Annotated in this window: 18 protein-coding genes; 9 read left to right on the top strand and 9 right to left on the bottom strand. The window is 69.9% G+C overall.

Annotated features, from left to right (window positions below; genetic code table 11):
- Positions 1-11 precede the first annotated feature (11 nt).
- From AB0M97_RS22340 to AB0M97_RS22315, 6 genes are read right to left on the bottom strand one after another with little or no spacing between them, the layout of a single operon-like run.
- Positions 12-512, bottom strand: coding sequence for a hypothetical protein (locus AB0M97_RS22340; protein ID WP_365962701.1), 501 nt, complete (start codon positions 510-512; stop codon positions 12-14).
- 33 nt (positions 513-545) lie between these two features.
- On the bottom strand, positions 546-884 hold the full coding sequence (locus AB0M97_RS22335) for an RRQRL motif-containing zinc-binding protein (protein ID WP_365962700.1): 339 nt from the start codon (positions 882-884) through the stop codon (positions 546-548).
- Positions 884-1117: a hypothetical protein gene (locus AB0M97_RS22330; protein ID WP_365962699.1), complete on the bottom strand. Its 234-nt coding sequence runs from the start codon at positions 1115-1117 to the stop codon at positions 884-886. The genes AB0M97_RS22335 and AB0M97_RS22330 overlap by 1 nt, the downstream gene beginning before the upstream one ends.
- Entirely contained in the window at positions 1114-2136 is a 1023-nt protein-coding gene (locus AB0M97_RS22325; RefSeq protein WP_365962774.1) for a DUF2637 domain-containing protein, read from the bottom strand. Before AB0M97_RS22325 ends, AB0M97_RS22330 begins: the two co-directional genes overlap by 4 nt.
- The gene (locus AB0M97_RS22320) at positions 2133-2420 is read right to left on the bottom strand and encodes a DUF6303 family protein (RefSeq protein ID WP_365962698.1); all 288 of its coding nucleotides are present in this window, start codon (positions 2418-2420) and stop codon (positions 2133-2135) included. The genes AB0M97_RS22325 and AB0M97_RS22320 overlap by 4 nt, the downstream gene beginning before the upstream one ends.
- Positions 2420-2686 (bottom strand): DUF6284 family protein, encoded by a 267-nt coding sequence (locus tag AB0M97_RS22315; RefSeq protein WP_365962697.1) that lies wholly within the window; start codon positions 2684-2686, stop codon positions 2420-2422. The genes AB0M97_RS22320 and AB0M97_RS22315 overlap by 1 nt, the downstream gene beginning before the upstream one ends.
- Positions 2687-3393: 707 nt before the next feature.
- Between AB0M97_RS22315 and AB0M97_RS22310 the strand changes: the two genes are divergently transcribed.
- Both AB0M97_RS22310 and AB0M97_RS22305 read left to right on the top strand, forming a co-directional pair.
- Positions 3394-4152 carry a helix-turn-helix transcriptional regulator gene (locus AB0M97_RS22310; RefSeq protein ID WP_365962695.1) on the top strand — a complete coding sequence of 253 codons (759 nt, stop codon included), beginning with the start codon at positions 3394-3396 and terminating at the stop codon, positions 4150-4152.
- Between the two features lie 2 nt (positions 4153-4154).
- Positions 4155-4628: an NUDIX domain-containing protein gene (locus tag AB0M97_RS22305; RefSeq protein ID WP_365962694.1), complete on the top strand. Its 474-nt coding sequence runs from the start codon at positions 4155-4157 to the stop codon at positions 4626-4628.
- Here the strand turns inward: AB0M97_RS22305 and AB0M97_RS22300 are convergent.
- Complete coding sequence (locus AB0M97_RS22300) at positions 4616-5182, bottom strand: HD domain-containing protein (protein WP_365962693.1); 567 nt, start codon at positions 5180-5182, stop codon at positions 4616-4618. The two genes, AB0M97_RS22305 and AB0M97_RS22300, sit on opposite strands and share 13 nt — an antisense overlap.
- A 1-nt stretch (position 5183) precedes the next feature.
- Entirely contained in the window at positions 5184-5645 is a 462-nt protein-coding gene (locus tag AB0M97_RS22295; RefSeq protein WP_365962692.1) for a GntR family transcriptional regulator, read from the bottom strand.
- 304 nt (positions 5646-5949) lie between these two features.
- On the opposite strand from AB0M97_RS22295, the gene AB0M97_RS22290 reads away from it, so the two are divergent.
- From AB0M97_RS22290 to AB0M97_RS22270, 5 genes are all read left to right on the top strand, one after another.
- Positions 5950-6198, top strand: coding sequence for a hypothetical protein (locus AB0M97_RS22290; protein ID WP_365962691.1), 249 nt, complete (start codon positions 5950-5952; stop codon positions 6196-6198).
- A 421-nt stretch (positions 6199-6619) separates the two neighbouring features.
- Positions 6620-6805: a hypothetical protein gene (locus tag AB0M97_RS22285; protein WP_365962690.1), complete on the top strand. Its 186-nt coding sequence runs from the start codon at positions 6620-6622 to the stop codon at positions 6803-6805.
- Complete coding sequence (locus AB0M97_RS22280; RefSeq protein WP_365962689.1) at positions 6802-7095, top strand: Dabb family protein; 294 nt, start codon at positions 6802-6804, stop codon at positions 7093-7095. Before AB0M97_RS22285 ends, AB0M97_RS22280 begins: the two co-directional genes overlap by 4 nt.
- A gap of 290 nt (positions 7096-7385) precedes the next feature.
- Complete coding sequence (locus AB0M97_RS22275) at positions 7386-8237, top strand: RNA polymerase sigma factor SigF (RefSeq protein ID WP_365962773.1); 852 nt, start codon at positions 7386-7388, stop codon at positions 8235-8237.
- 289 nt (positions 8238-8526) lie between these two features.
- A complete protein-coding gene (locus tag AB0M97_RS22270) occupies positions 8527-9429 on the top strand; it encodes an RNA polymerase sigma factor SigF (RefSeq protein WP_365962688.1) in 903 nt (300 codons plus the stop codon).
- Positions 9430-9614: 185 nt separating this feature from the next.
- On the opposite strand, the gene AB0M97_RS22265 is transcribed toward AB0M97_RS22270, so the two are convergent.
- On the bottom strand, positions 9615-9806 hold the full coding sequence (locus AB0M97_RS22265; protein WP_365962687.1) for a hypothetical protein: 192 nt from the start codon (positions 9804-9806) through the stop codon (positions 9615-9617).
- Between the two features lie 247 nt (positions 9807-10053).
- On the opposite strand from AB0M97_RS22265, the gene AB0M97_RS22260 reads away from it, so the two are divergent.
- Together AB0M97_RS22260 and AB0M97_RS22255 are read left to right on the top strand one after the other, a co-directional pair.
- Positions 10054-10554, top strand: coding sequence for a MarR family transcriptional regulator (locus tag AB0M97_RS22260; protein ID WP_365962772.1), 501 nt, complete (start codon positions 10054-10056; stop codon positions 10552-10554).
- Between the two features lie 13 nt (positions 10555-10567).
- The gene (locus AB0M97_RS22255) at positions 10568-13069 is read left to right on the top strand and encodes an MFS transporter (protein WP_365962686.1); all 2502 of its coding nucleotides are present in this window, start codon (positions 10568-10570) and stop codon (positions 13067-13069) included.
- Positions 13070-13191 lie beyond the last annotated feature (122 nt).

Below are 13191 nucleotides of genomic sequence, written 5' to 3'. Positions count from 1 at the left end.
GCCCGCCCCCTTCAGCCCTTACGACGGATGACCAGCCACGCCGTCTGAGCGGCGAGCGTGATCAGCAGCCACAGCACGGGCAGCGGACCGGCCGTGGGGCCGAACCCGGCGGCCAGGGACAGCCACGTCAGCGCGGACGTGCCACCCGCAGCTAGACCGATCCGCCACAGCAGCACAGAGCGGCTGGCGGGGCGTCGCAGCAGCGCGAACGTCAGCCACGCGAGCGGGGCGGCGGCGAGCGGGGCGAGCAGCAGGCCCGACCACCACGCCCACCAGTGCAGCAGCGCCGTGACCGGCAATGCGGACAGGGCGAGGGTGAGCGGCGCGATGCCGCGGCGGTGCTTCCACAGCAGACGGCCCAGGAAGCCGAACGCCTCACGGGTCAGGGACGGACGCTCCGGGACGACGACCACGAACGGCTGCGCGCCACGGCGCCCGCGCTGGCGCGGGATCTGGACGGTGTGGACGCCCGCGGCCGTCTTCACGGTGCGGGTACGGGTGTGGTTGGACACAGCAGGGCTCCCAACACGGGTTGAGGTGGGGTTTCAGGCGGCGCGCTGTTCCTCGGGATAGGCACACGGCACGCACACCCCGAGCGATGCGGGGATGACGTAACCGGAGTCCATGCGGCACTGCGGGCAGATGCGGCGGGCGGCGTTGGCCTTGTCCAGCGCCGCCCACTTGGCCGGGGTCATCGGCCGCACCGGCTTCGCGGCGTCGACGCGGTAGAGGTAGGCGACCAGCGGCGGACGGCGACGACGCGGGCGCTCGATCTGCGCCACTACGTCCTGACCGCCTGGCCGCAGGTCCATCGCGCGGAGCTGACGGCGGGTGGCCAACCCCTCCGGCGCCAGGCGCCAGGGGTAGACCGGAACGGTCGCCATCAGCCGATCCGGTGGTATCCGGCCCGGCACGCGCCGGCGTGGTCGTTCGCCTTGCTCCGCGTGAAGTACACCGAGTCGGCGTAGTCGGAGCTCTCAGCGCACCCGTGGCAGTACCAGCGCGTCGCCTGGCCGTGCGTCCGGCCGGTCACGTCGACGGCGGCGCCGACCAGGTTGTGGAAGCGGATCAGCAGGTCATCCGGCTCGGTCGGGGCCGTGTTCGGGGAGAGCTTCACGCGGCTGCCCCTTCCAGTGCACGGCCCGCCGGAGCGGCGGCCGGGTGTCCGGCATCGCGCAGTTCCTGGTAGCGGGTGGACACCCACCCGACCGACCAGCCGCACAGCTGGGCGGCGGCCCGCACCGGCAACCCGGCCTCGAAAGCGGCCTGCACGGTCGCGCGCGCCCGGTCCTCGGGGAACTTCTCGACGGCGGGCCCGGCGGCCAGCAGGGCGGCGCGTTCACGCTCGGCCCGCTCCTCACGCTCAGCTCGCTCACGGCGTTCACGCTCGATGCGTTCCTGCCGTTCCCGCTCGCGGCGCTCGGCCTCTTCGCGCTCAGCGCGTTCACGCTCCAGCCGAAGCCGTTCACGCTCGCGCTCATGGCGTTCACGCTCTTCCCGCTCGGCCCGCTCGCGGGCCTCTTCCCGCTCGCGCTCCTCACGGCGGGTGCGTTCCTCCCGCTCGGCCTGCTCGCGAGCCAATCGGGCTTCATGTTCACGCTGTTCACGCGCCAGCATCGCGGCGTGCTCCCGCTCCTCACGCGCCATGCGCGCGGCCGTTTCGCGTTCTTCCCGCGCGGCTTGCTGCCGGGCCTCACGCTCCGCCTGCTGCCGTTCCTCCAGCGCGGTGACGGCGGCGGCGATGGCGCGCCGGTAGGCGAGCCCGGTCTCTGCCGTGACGATGAGCAGCAGCGGGGCGACCGCGTGCACGGCCACGCCCACCAGGTCCTTGTTCAGGGCGGAGTCGGCGACGTTCAGGGCCAGGGTCATGCAGCCGGTCATCCAGCGCAGGGCGACCGGCCAGCGGCCACCGCGCCCGCCCAACCGGGCCAGCACCGCATCCAGCCGGACCACGATGACGACAGCCGCGTCGACGACGAGCGGCAGGATCGGCGCCGTCCAGTCCCACTCATCCGGCGTGTGCTCCGCCGCGAGCGGGGTCACGGTGAGGATCGAGTACAGCATCGCGCCCGCGACGATCAGCCACGTGCCGACCGACAGGGCGCGTTCCGCTGAACGGATCTGATCCGTGTTCACGCGCTCGCCCCCATCCATGAACGCACCTGGACGGCGGCGATCAGCACGACCGGAGAGGACGGGTAACCGTGTTCCTGACTGTCCTCCGTCCACCGCCACTCGGCCCCCGGAACCCGCTCGAAGCCAAGCACGCTGAGCGCGTCCGCACGCTCTTTGAGCGTCGGCACCGGATCAGCCCGGTCGAAGCTGAACTCCGGCCACAGTTCGGTGGTGTTCAGCAGAACGACGTACAGGCGCCACCGGCCCTTGTACACGGACATCTGCGCCGTGAACTCCCGCGCCATCAGGCCACCTCCGGCGCGTCGGCGCCGTCCCGGTTGGCCAGGTCCCGGCGGGCGGCCAGCACCTTGCGACGGGCCCGGCGGAGCCGGCGCGCGTCCAGCTCGGTCACCGGCCGGTCCATGAGGCTGATCTGAACGTCCAGCTCCTCGACCTCCGCGCGGATGAGCGGCATCTCGGCGTCGATGGCGTCCAGCTCCGCGTCCGTCGGTTCGCGGTCCTGCTCGGCCGTGTCGATGTCGGACAGCAGGTGAAGGGGGAGAATCTTCATGGGTCGTGTTCCTCTCGAAGGGTGGAACGGCCGAACGCGGTTCCCGGGTGGCCCCCCGGGAGCCGCTTGCCGTTGAAGCCAGGAACGTCTCGGCTCCCCGCGCCTCGCCCGTACGGAGCCCGCGCGATGCGCGGGCCCGGACGGGCGAGGGAGGCAACCGGCCGCAGCGCTAGCCGCTGCGATGGCAGGAAGGAGGCGGACCGGATTGGCCGCGAGCGCGCGTTCCGCTCACCGGCCGGGATGCCGCACTGGCGCCCGCCGGCCGGTCCATCGCGGCGGCGCCCAAGGTCTTCGTCGGAGCACTGGAACACCTTTCGGTCGAGATCAACAGGGATGAAGCACTGCAAGGGGGACCACGTCCCCACCCTCCGGCCGTTGCTCGCGGTCACCGGGCCACCTCGCCAGTCGGGCCGAAGCCCTGTCCCCTGGCCTTCAGCGGGATTGCAGCGTCCCCGCCTTCTGCGCATGCGGCATGAAGCCGCCTTCCGACCGATGCGGTGCGTTCGGTCGTTGCAGTACCTGTTTTACAGGTACTGCATGAGGGTCCGTCAAGTACGTCGACGGAACCTCCTGGTTTTCGCGCCGGAACTCCTTGGCGCACATTCAGAATCGCGCCAGGTCAGGGGAGTTGGTTACCCCGCACGTAGACAGCTCCCGGTCTTCTGGCTACGGTCGAGAAGTCCCTAGAAGTCCCTACGGGGGTGCAGATGTCGAACGAGCGTCTACGGTCCGCCCTCCTCGCCCGCGGCATGACCGTGCAGAGCCTCGCCGAAGAGATCGGCGTCATCCCGAAGACCGTCGAACGCTGGATCACGCAGGGGAAAGTGCCGTACCGGCGTCACCAGTACGCGACCGCGGCGGCGTTGAACGTCGACGTGACGACGTTGTGGGACGACAGCCGGGCTGTCGACAGCGCTACGGATCTGACCAAAGCCGAGATCGTTGCCGTCTACCCGCATCGGCACACGGTGCCGCCCGGTCTCTGGCGTGACCTCTACGAGCGAGCGGAGAGCAACCTAGATGTTCTCGTCTACTCCGGGCTCTTCCTGTCCGAGGATCCGTTGTTCCACGAGCTTCTGAAGAAGAAGGTGAAGGGGTCCACGCAGGTGCGGATCCTGCTCGGGGACCCAGACTGTGAAGCCGTCCGGCAGCGCGGCATAGATGAGGGGCACCGGATCATGGATGGCAAGATCCGGAACGCGTTGGTGAACTATCGGCCCCTCATGGAGAGCCACCCTGAAATCGGCTTCCGGCTCCACGCGACCACGCTCTACAACTCCATCTACCGGTCCGATGACGAGATGCTCGTCAACCCCCACGTATATGGCATCGGCGCCTACATGGCTCCCGTCTTCCACCTGCGGCGCATGCCGGGCGGCGGCCTGTTCGACACCTATGCGAATAGCATCGAACAGACCTGGGGAGGCGCCCGCCAGGTCACGGACCGCGACATCACAGGAGCCTGAGCATGGGACGCATTGACTACCTGCACGATCCCGACGCCCCGCCGGCCAACTCGGTCGTGCCGTCCGTCGTCGCGTTCGTGCAGAACGACGCGGGTCAGGTTCTGGTGATCCAGCGGTCCGACAACGGACGCTGGGCACTGCCCGGGGGCGGCCACGACGTGGGGGAGTCGATCAGTGACACCGTCGTGCGTGAGGTCTGGGAAGAGACCGGGATCAAGGTGGAAGTCGTCGACGTGTCCGGGCTCTACACGGACCCCGGGCACGTGATGAAGTACGACGACGGCGAGGTGCGCCAGCAGTTCAGCATCTGCTTCCGTGCCCGGCCGGTCGGCGGTGAACTCCGTACGAGCAACGAGACGACTCAGGTCCGCTGGGTCGACCCCGCGGACCTGGCGACACTGGACGTGCACCCCACGATGCGGCTCCGGATCGAGCACGCCATGGATCGGACGCGCACGACTCCCTACATCGGCTGACGTTTGGCGGCGGCGACCCGTTCGAGTACGCGGGAGGTGCAGGCCAAGATCTCGGGTTCCGCGCGACGGATGAACGTCCCGATCAAGCTGTCAGGCCCGTACCGCCCCGCGATCTCGTTGATACGGTTGATCGGGTTGGTGGGCGCGCCATCCGGCGTTGTGTTCATGTCACAGAAGCACAGCGCGTCATTGAGGTGATCGCTCTCGCGGGGAAACTCACCCTCCAGCTCCTCACGCAAGCCGCGCGCTTCCGCCTCCATCCAGGCACAGGAGTGGTGGGCGACCAGGTTGATGACCCGTGCATCGGCGTCGGCCACGTCCCGGAGATAGCGCGCGCCGTCCAGCGGGTGAAAGCCCGTCTTGGCCAGGTCCGGCGCGTAGCCGATGTCGTGCAAGACCGCCGCGGCCTCCAGCAGATCCGCGTCCTGGTCAAGAACGAGCGCGATCGTACGGGCCCTCTCGGCTACCCCGAGACAGTGCTTCCAGCGCCGCGGAAGCGGCTCGGCGAGCAGGGACTCAGCCAGGGGATAAGCCCAATCCGTCAACTTCGGCAAGCTACGAACGCTCCTCTCGCGTCGGCACGGCGCGGACGGTCCGCACCCTGCCCTGTCCTCCCCCCGCCAGCACGCCGGCGGTCTCCAACTTCTCCAGCGCCTTGGCCACGGTGGGACGTGACACCCCGAACCGGTCGGCCAGCGCGGAGGCGCTCGGGAATGCTTCCCCTACTTCCAGCCCCTCAGCGGTGATGATGTCCGCGATCCTCTGATCGAGCGGGCGCCGGTCGACTCGCGCACCCGCGCGCACGACGCGCCACCGCCCGCCGGGCGCCGGTTCAGCCACACCTTCCTGCCGCAGTACCCCGAACGCGCGGAGGGCGACCCCGCGCGAGACCTTGTGGTCGCGCATGACCTGAGCCAGGGACGGGAGCTCCGTCATGTCAGGGTCGTCCTCGACCTGCCGCTTCACCGCGTCGGCAATCTTCAGGAAGGTTCCCCGAGGGTTGGCCTGCTGCGACACTCGCTCTCCCTCTCCCGTTCGCTCGTCGTCACCCCAAGACTCCCACGACTCGCGGCCATCGCGGAGAGGGCCCGAACGGGCGGCTGCACGACCGACCGGCGCCACCGGCCGACTGGTGCCAGGACCGCGCATCGGGCCCGATGGGGGCCGATACGCGCGCCGCAGAGCGAGCTTGTCCGCTGCGACTGCATCACCGCGTGCCGTACGACCCGGAAGGCGTCGCCGTTGGAAGGGCCGCGGTGGGCACCGTAGCCCAGGACCGTTACGGTTGTCGGCGATAAAGAATGGGACATATCGTCTCCTTATGGACGAGGCTCATCCCAACGTTGATCAGATCATGGTGCTTGTCGCGGACAGGCATGGGCGCGTCGGCTACCGGGTCTGGCGCACTGTGCAGGACGACCGTTTCGACACGTACACAGGCCCGAAGACATATTGGGACGTCGAAATCCGCAGCAAGAAGCAGGCCAGGAGCGTCGCTGCCCAGCAAGGCTTCAAACTGCGGTGTGAGGGCGAGGTCTGGGATCGGCTACCCGAAGGTGAAGGGGGCTGATCGGCGTTCCCGGGTGGGCACACGAGATTAGGTGGCCCACACAGTTGATCTAGTTAACCCGCTCGAACAGCCTGAGTACGAGATCCCTCAGCCCCGTCTCAGTTTCCGTCTCATTCATGGCCGTACGCCGGTGTCCGCGATCGTTCAACCGGCCCAGGACGGCGCCACAATGAACGGGGACGAACGACCCCGAACGGCGTCCCCGCAGGTGGGAACAGACCTCGAAAGCGAGTGTGGCGCAAGTCACCGAGGGTTCAAATCCCTCCGCTACCGCTGAAGAAGGGCCCCGTCGCAGGACGGGGCCCTTCCTGCTGTTGATCTCCTCGGTGGCCCGGCGGATACACTCGCCGCCGACAGCGGCGCCCCCACGGGCGCGCCGGCACAGGCAGGCAGAGGCCGCAGGGGAGAAGGGGAGGCCGCGGTGGCGGTGAACGCGAAGAAGATCACCGTCTATGTGCTCGTGGTCTTCATCCTCTACGTGATCATCACGGACCCTGAGACAGCGGCCGACTACGTCCAGATAGGCTTCCAGGGCATTTCGGACGCCGCCAAGGCCATCGGCGACTTCATGACGTGGGTCGCCAACGGAGGAGCATCAGACTCATGATCCGACACCTGGTCCTCTTCAAGCTCAACGAGGGCGTCGAGCGCGACGACCCGCGCGTCGTGAAGGGCGTCGAGGCCTTCGAGGCGCTGGCGGGCAAGATTCCGGAGATCCGCTTCTGGGAGTGCGCCTGGAACAACAGCGACCGGCCGATCGCCTACGACTACGCGATCAACTCCGCGTTCGACGACGAGGCCGCGCTGCGCCACTACGTCGAGCACCCGGACCACCAGGCGGGTGTCGGACTGTGGCGGGAGTTCGCCACATGGGTGATCGCCGACTACGAGTTCTGACCCTCCCGCTCCCCTGTCTCTTCCGTTCGCCTGCCCGTCCCGTACCCACTGGCCCTCCGCCGGACCGGCGGAGGGCTTTCGCATGGCGCCCGCCCGGAGCCCCGCCTGCCGCTCGCCCACCACTCAGGTGTCGCTGGCGGATCATTGGAGGTCGTTCGAGGGTTGTTCGAGGCCTACTCCGCCCCACCCTGTCACTCAACACGGCGGTATGCGGTGCTTGCACACAGTGCACATGTCTTGTGATGCTATGACCGCTTTTGACGGATGAGTGGACCGATGAAGAGGTGGCGTTGACCGTGTCGGCCAGTACTGCGCCGCCCCAGGACGAGGTTCCGGTACGGGCCACGGCTCCGGCCCAGGCGCCCGCGCCGGAGAAGCGCCGCGGCGCGGACACCCGGGCGCTGACGCAGGTGCTCTTCGGAGAGCTCAAAGGGCTGGAACCGGGCACGCCGGAGCACAACCGCGTACGAGCGGCGCTCATCGAGGCCAATCTCCCTCTCGTGCGCTACGCCGCCGCGCGGTTCCGCTCCCGCAACGAGCCGATGGAGGACGTCGTCCAGGTCGGCACCATCGGGCTGATCAACGCCATCGACCGCTTCGACCCGGACCGGGGCGTGCAGTTCCCGACGTTCGCCATGCCGACCGTGATCGGCGAGATCAAGCGGTACTTCCGTGACAACGTCCGCACCGTGCACGTACCGCGCCGACTGCACGAGCTGTGGGTGCAGGTGACCAGCGCGACCGAGGACCTGACGACGGCCCTCGGGCGCTCCCCGACGACCGGCGAGATCGCCGAGCGGCTGCGCATCTCCGAGGAGGAGGTGCTGTCCTGCATCGAGGCCGGACGGTCGTACCACGCGACCTCGCTGGAGGCCGCGCAGGAGGGCGACGGGATGCCGGGGCTGCTCGACCGGCTCGGCTACGAGGACCCGGCGCTGGACGGCGTCGAGCACCGCGATCTCGTGCGGCACCTGCTGGTCCAGCTCCCCGAGCGGGAGCAGCGCATCCTGCTGCTGCGGTACTACAGCAATCTCACCCAGTCGCAGATCAGCGCCGAACTCGGCGTCTCCCAGATGCACGTCTCGCGGCTACTGGCGCGTAGCTTCCAGCGTCTGCGGTCGGCGAACCGCATCGAGGCCTGACCGAAAAGCGCACGAGGCCCGATCGAAAGAGCGAGCGAGGCATCACCGGGGAGAGCGAATCGCTCACCAGCGTCGTTCTTGCGGTTTGAGGGCCGACAGACCGTCAGACCCCCTGTTTCCAGGGCGGATTCGTGTCTCAGATGTCGACATGTCACTACAGCGCGTTGCCGACATGTGACATTCTGCGGGAAGAGCGTTTGGCGGGGCTCCGGCTCCGGTATTCAGGTGGAGGCTGCGTTCCTCACCGGAAGCGTCCGCCACGACCGTCCCGCGACCCAAAGGGGGTGGCATGTCCGCAGAACAGGGCAGCTCGAAGGTGCTCACGCTCGCGGAGAGCGACTCAGCGCCGCATGTGCTCGACGCACTCGGCCCCATCGATGACGTACCGCCCCTGGAGGCCGCGCCGGCCCCGGCCATCCCGGCCCCGGAAGCCATCGACACCCGCACCCTGTCCCGCTCCCTGTTCCTGCGGCTCGCCGCACTCGGTGAGGACAGCCCCGAGCGCGCCTACGTCCGGGACACCCTGATCGAGCTCAACCTCCCGCTGGTGCGCTACGCGGCGGCCCGCTTCCGCTCGCGCAACGAGCCGATGGAGGACATCGTCCAGGTCGGCACCATCGGCCTGATCAAGGCGATCGACCGCTTCGACTGCGAACGCGGCGTGGAGTTCCCGACGTTCGCCATGCCGACCGTCGTCGGCGAGATCAAGCGGTTCTTCCGCGACACCTCGTGGTCGGTGCGCGTGCCGCGCCGGTTGCAGGAGCTGCGCCTGGCGCTGACGAAGGCGAGCGACGAGCTCTCCCAGAAGCTGGACCGCTCCCCGACGGTCTGCGAACTCGCCGCGGTGCTGGGCGTGTCCGAGGAGGACGTCGTCGACGGCCTCGCGGTCGGCAACGCCTACACGGCCTCCTCGCTGGACTCCCCGGCCCCGGAGGACGACGGCGGCGAGGGCTCGCTCGCGGACCGGCTGGGCTACGAGGACACGGCCCTGGAGGGCGTGGAGTACCGCGAGTCGCTCAAGCCGCTGCTGGCCAAGCTGCCGCCCCGTGAGCGGCGGATCATCATGCTGCGCTTCTTCGCCAACATGACCCAGTCGCAGATCGGCGAGGAGGTCGGCATCTCGCAGATGCACGTCTCCCGGCTGCTGACCCGGACGCTGGCGCAGCTGCGCGACGGCCTCATCTCGGACTGACCGCACGCCTGGTGACGGGCCGTCGGCCCGCCCCCCTCACACACGAACCGCCGCGGCACCCTGCGTCAACGCAGGGTGCCGCGGCGGTGTGTTCCCCGCGAGCGCGCGTCCGCCGAAGGCACGCGCCCGCTCAAGCCTGCGCCTGCCGAAGGCACGCGCCTGTTCAGTGGGCCCGCCCGGCGCGCCTACTTCAACGCCAGCCAGGCCACCGCGGCGATGACGGCGACGGCGACGATCACGCCGACGATCAGGCCGATGCGCGGGCCGGCCGGGGCGGCGGCCTGCCGGCCCTGGGGCGCCTCGTCGACGAACGCGCGGAACATCTGGGTGCTGCCAGCGGGGTCGTGGTTGCCCTGAGGGCCCTGGGTGTTAGCCATGGGCCGAGACATTAGCGAATCCCGGGGTGCGGGCCCAAGCTCGGGCCCGGCTCCCCCAGCGGATCCACCAGGTTCCACCGGAGCGCTTTGGGTCTGCCGGACGCACCGGCCCTCCACCCCCCACCAGCGCGTTGACGTTCGTCATACATGCCTTTGCCAACTTTTTTGCCCCGTACTCCCCGATTTGTTTGCCTGTAGCAACCAACCGATCCTATGGTTGCTCTAAGCAACAAACATGGGAGGTGCGATGGCCGGACGGGCGCAGTACGAGGAGCTGATGCGCCAGTTCAGCGCCTTCGGAGCCGTGAAACGGGAGCTGGGGCGCATGATGCCGGCCGACTGCCCGAGCGGTTCCGCCGCCGTGCTGACCCTGCTCCACCGGCACGGGGACATGCGGATGAGCAGGCTCGCCGAGCTGCTCGCCGTGGACATGTCGGTCACCAGCCGCCATGTCGCGCACGCCGCCGAGCGCGGCTGGATCGACCGCTCCCCCGACCCGGCGGACAAGCGCTCCCGCATCCTGCGCCTCACGCCCGCGGGCCTGGCCCGGCTCGACGAGCTGTCCCGGCGGACCACCGAGGTGCTCGCGCGGCGGCTCAGCGACTGGACCGACGAGGACGTCGGCCGGCTGATCCGCCTGATGTCCCGGCTGCGGGCCGACTTCGGCGACAGCCGGGACACCCCGGCCCGGCCCGCCGCGCCTCCCGGAACCGATCCGTCCACCCGTACACCCGCGATCACCACGTAAGAGAAGGAAGTCCATGGCAACGACCACACCGGCCGGTGTGCGGGCTCATGCCAAGCACGGGGGAGGCACCGCCGAGGCCGCTCCGATGACGCACCGGCAGATCATGGAGGCCCTCTCCGGGCTGCTGCTCGGCATGTTCGCCGCCATCCTGTCGTCGACGATCGTCTCCAACGCGCTGCCCGAGATCATCACCGACCTCGGCGGCGGCCAGAGCGCGTACACCTGGGTCGTGACCGCCGCGCTGCTGGCGATGACGGCCTCGACGCCCCTGTGGGGCAAGCTCGCCGACCTGGTCAGCAAGAAGGCGCTGGTCCAGACAGCCCTCTGCGTCTACGTCGTCGGCTCCCTGGTCGCCGGCCTGGCGCAGAACCCCGGCATGCTGATCGGCGCCCGCGTCATCCAGGGCCTGGGCGCGGGCGGCCTGACCGCGCTGGCCCAGATCATCATGGCCGCGATGATCTCGCCGCGGGAGCGTGGCCGTTATTCCGGCTACCTGGGCGCGACCTTCGCCGTGGCGACCGTCGGCGGCCCGCTGGTCGGCGGTGTCATCACCGACACCGAGTGGCTCGGCTGGCGCTGGTGCCTGTACGTCGGTGTGCCGTTCGCGCTGATCGCGCTGGCCGTGCTGCAGAAGACGCTGCACCTGCCGGAGAGCAGGCGGAAGGTCAAGGTCGACTGGGCCGGCGCCTTCTTCATCACCGCGGCCGTCTCCCTGCTGCTGATCTGGGTCACCTTCGCCGACGACAAGTACGCCTGGCTGTCCTGGCAGACCGGTGCCATGGTCGGCGGCGCCCTGGTCCTCGCGCTGGTCTTCCTCCTCGTGGAGACGAAGGCGAGCGAGCCGATCATCCCGCTGCGCCTGTTCCGCAACCGCACCATCACGCTGGCCTCGGCCGCCTCGCTGTTCGTCGGCATCGCGATGTTCGCCGGCACGGTCTTCTTCAGCCAGTACTTCCAGCTCGCCCGCGACAAGTCCCCGACGATGTCGGGCGTCATGACCATCCCGATGATCGCCGGCCTGTTCGTGTCGTCCACGGCGTCCGGCCTGATCATCACCAAGACCGGCAGGTGGAAGGCCTGGCTGGTCACGGGCGGGCTGCTGCTGACGGCGGGCGTGGGCCTGCTCGGCACCATGCGGTACGACACCGACTACTGGAAGATCGCCGCGTACATGGCGGTCATGGGTCTGGGCATCGGCATGATGATGCAGAACCTGGTGCTGTCCACGCAGAACCAGGTCGCCCCGCACGAGCTCGGCGCCGCCAGCTCGGTGGTGACCTTCTTCCGCTCGCTCGGCGGCGCGGTGGGCGTCTCGGCGCTCGGCTCCGTGATGTCGACCCGGATCACGCACTACGCCGAGGACACCATCGGCTCGCTGAGCCCCGAGGCCCGGCAGGCGGCCGGCAAGGCCGTGGGCAGCGGTGCGCTGCCGGACATGGACCTGCTGCCCGCGCCGGTCCGCTCCTGGCTGGAGAGCGCGTACGGGCACGGCATCGCGGACATCTTCCTGTACGTCACGCCGGTCGCGTTCGTCGCCTTCCTGGTGACCCTGTTCATCAAGGAGGTCCCGCTGCGCACGTCCGGCGCGCTGGCCCAGGCCGCCGAGGCGAACGCCGCCTCGGGGGCGCCCGCACCGGCCGCCGCCTCCGGCAAGGTCCCGGCCCCCGCGCAGGGCACGGGCACGGAAGGCAAGGCCTCGCAGCAGCTCACGGCCGTCGCCACCGTCGCCCGCGGCACGGGGACGGGCCACGGTTCCGGCATCCCGGTGCGCGGTTTCGTGCGCGGCGCGGAGAGCGCGCCGGTGCCGCGGGCCGCCGTCACGCTGATCTCGCTCGCGGGCCGGCAGCTCGGCCGCTCGGTCGCGCAGGCCGACGGTTCCTACACGCTGGACGCGCCGGGCGAGGGCTCGTACGTGCTGATCGCGTCGGCCGACGGTTTCCAGCCCCAGGCGTCCACGGTCGTCGTCAGCGGTGAGCCGGTGTCGTACGACATCCTGCTCAGCGGCACCAGCGGGCTGACCGGTGCGGTGCGGGCCGCGCAGGGCGGGCTGCCCGTGCGGGACGCCATGGTGATCGTCACCGATGTGCGCGGCGATCTGCTGGCCACCGCCGTCACCGGCGAGCAGGGCGACTTCGCCTTCGGCGAGCTGGTACCGGGCACGGTGACCGTCGCGGTGAACGCCGCCGGGTACCGCCCCAAGGCCCTGCCCGTGGAGGTCGGCGCGACCGGCGTCACCCGGCTGGACATCGACCTGGACCCCGGCGCCCGCATCCGGGGCACCGTCCGGGCACCGCACGGGCCGCTGGCCGACGCGCGGGTGACGCTGGTGGACGCCGCGGGCAACGTCGTCGGCACCGCCACCACGGGCGCGGACGGGGCGTACGCCTTCGCCGACCTGGACGGCGGCGAGTACACCGTCATCGCCACCGGCTACCCGCCGAAGGCGACCGCGCTGACCGTGTCGGGTCCCGGCGTCGACGGACACGACATCGACCTCGCCCACCCCGGCGAGTAGTCCGGGCACCGGTCCGTGGGGGGGGGGGGGGGGCGGGGGCGGGGCGGCGGGCGCCGGCGCCGCCTCGTGATCGAAGGCGTGGGCGGGCGGGCCGGGGGGCGGGGCGGCGGGTGTGGGCGCCG

Source organism: Streptomyces sp. NPDC051207 (assembly GCF_040682395.1).
In the GTDB taxonomy this organism is placed as follows: Bacteria; Actinomycetota; Actinomycetes; order Streptomycetales; family Streptomycetaceae; genus Streptomyces.
This window is presented reverse-complemented; position numbering and strand designations above follow the sequence as displayed.

What these genes read in the sequence shown, in the direction of transcription:
- AB0M97_RS22335 (WP_365962700.1), bottom strand. Translation starts at nt 884, where the DNA reads ATGGCGACCGTTCCGGTCTACCCCTGGCGCCTGGCGCCGGAGGGGTTG.
- AB0M97_RS22320 (WP_365962698.1), bottom strand. Translation starts at nt 2,420, where the DNA reads ATGGCGCGGGAGTTCACGGCGCAGATGTCCGTGTACAAGGGCCGGTGG.
- AB0M97_RS22315 (WP_365962697.1), bottom strand. Translation starts at nt 2,686, where the DNA reads ATGAAGATTCTCCCCCTTCACCTGCTGTCCGACATCGACACGGCCGAG.
- AB0M97_RS22310 (WP_365962695.1), top strand. Translation starts at nt 3,394, where the DNA reads ATGTCGAACGAGCGTCTACGGTCCGCCCTCCTCGCCCGCGGCATGACC.
- AB0M97_RS22305 (WP_365962694.1), top strand. Translation starts at nt 4,155, where the DNA reads ATGGGACGCATTGACTACCTGCACGATCCCGACGCCCCGCCGGCCAAC.
- AB0M97_RS22290 (WP_365962691.1), top strand. Translation starts at nt 5,950, where the DNA reads ATGGACGAGGCTCATCCCAACGTTGATCAGATCATGGTGCTTGTCGCG.
- AB0M97_RS22280 (WP_365962689.1), top strand. Translation starts at nt 6,802, where the DNA reads ATGATCCGACACCTGGTCCTCTTCAAGCTCAACGAGGGCGTCGAGCGC.
- AB0M97_RS22270 (WP_365962688.1), top strand. Translation starts at nt 8,527, where the DNA reads ATGTCCGCAGAACAGGGCAGCTCGAAGGTGCTCACGCTCGCGGAGAGC.
- AB0M97_RS22265 (WP_365962687.1), bottom strand. Translation starts at nt 9,806, where the DNA reads ATGGCTAACACCCAGGGCCCTCAGGGCAACCACGACCCCGCTGGCAGC.
- AB0M97_RS22260 (WP_365962772.1), top strand. Translation starts at nt 10,054, where the DNA reads ATGGCCGGACGGGCGCAGTACGAGGAGCTGATGCGCCAGTTCAGCGCC.
- AB0M97_RS22255 (WP_365962686.1), top strand. Translation starts at nt 10,568, where the DNA reads ATGGCAACGACCACACCGGCCGGTGTGCGGGCTCATGCCAAGCACGGG.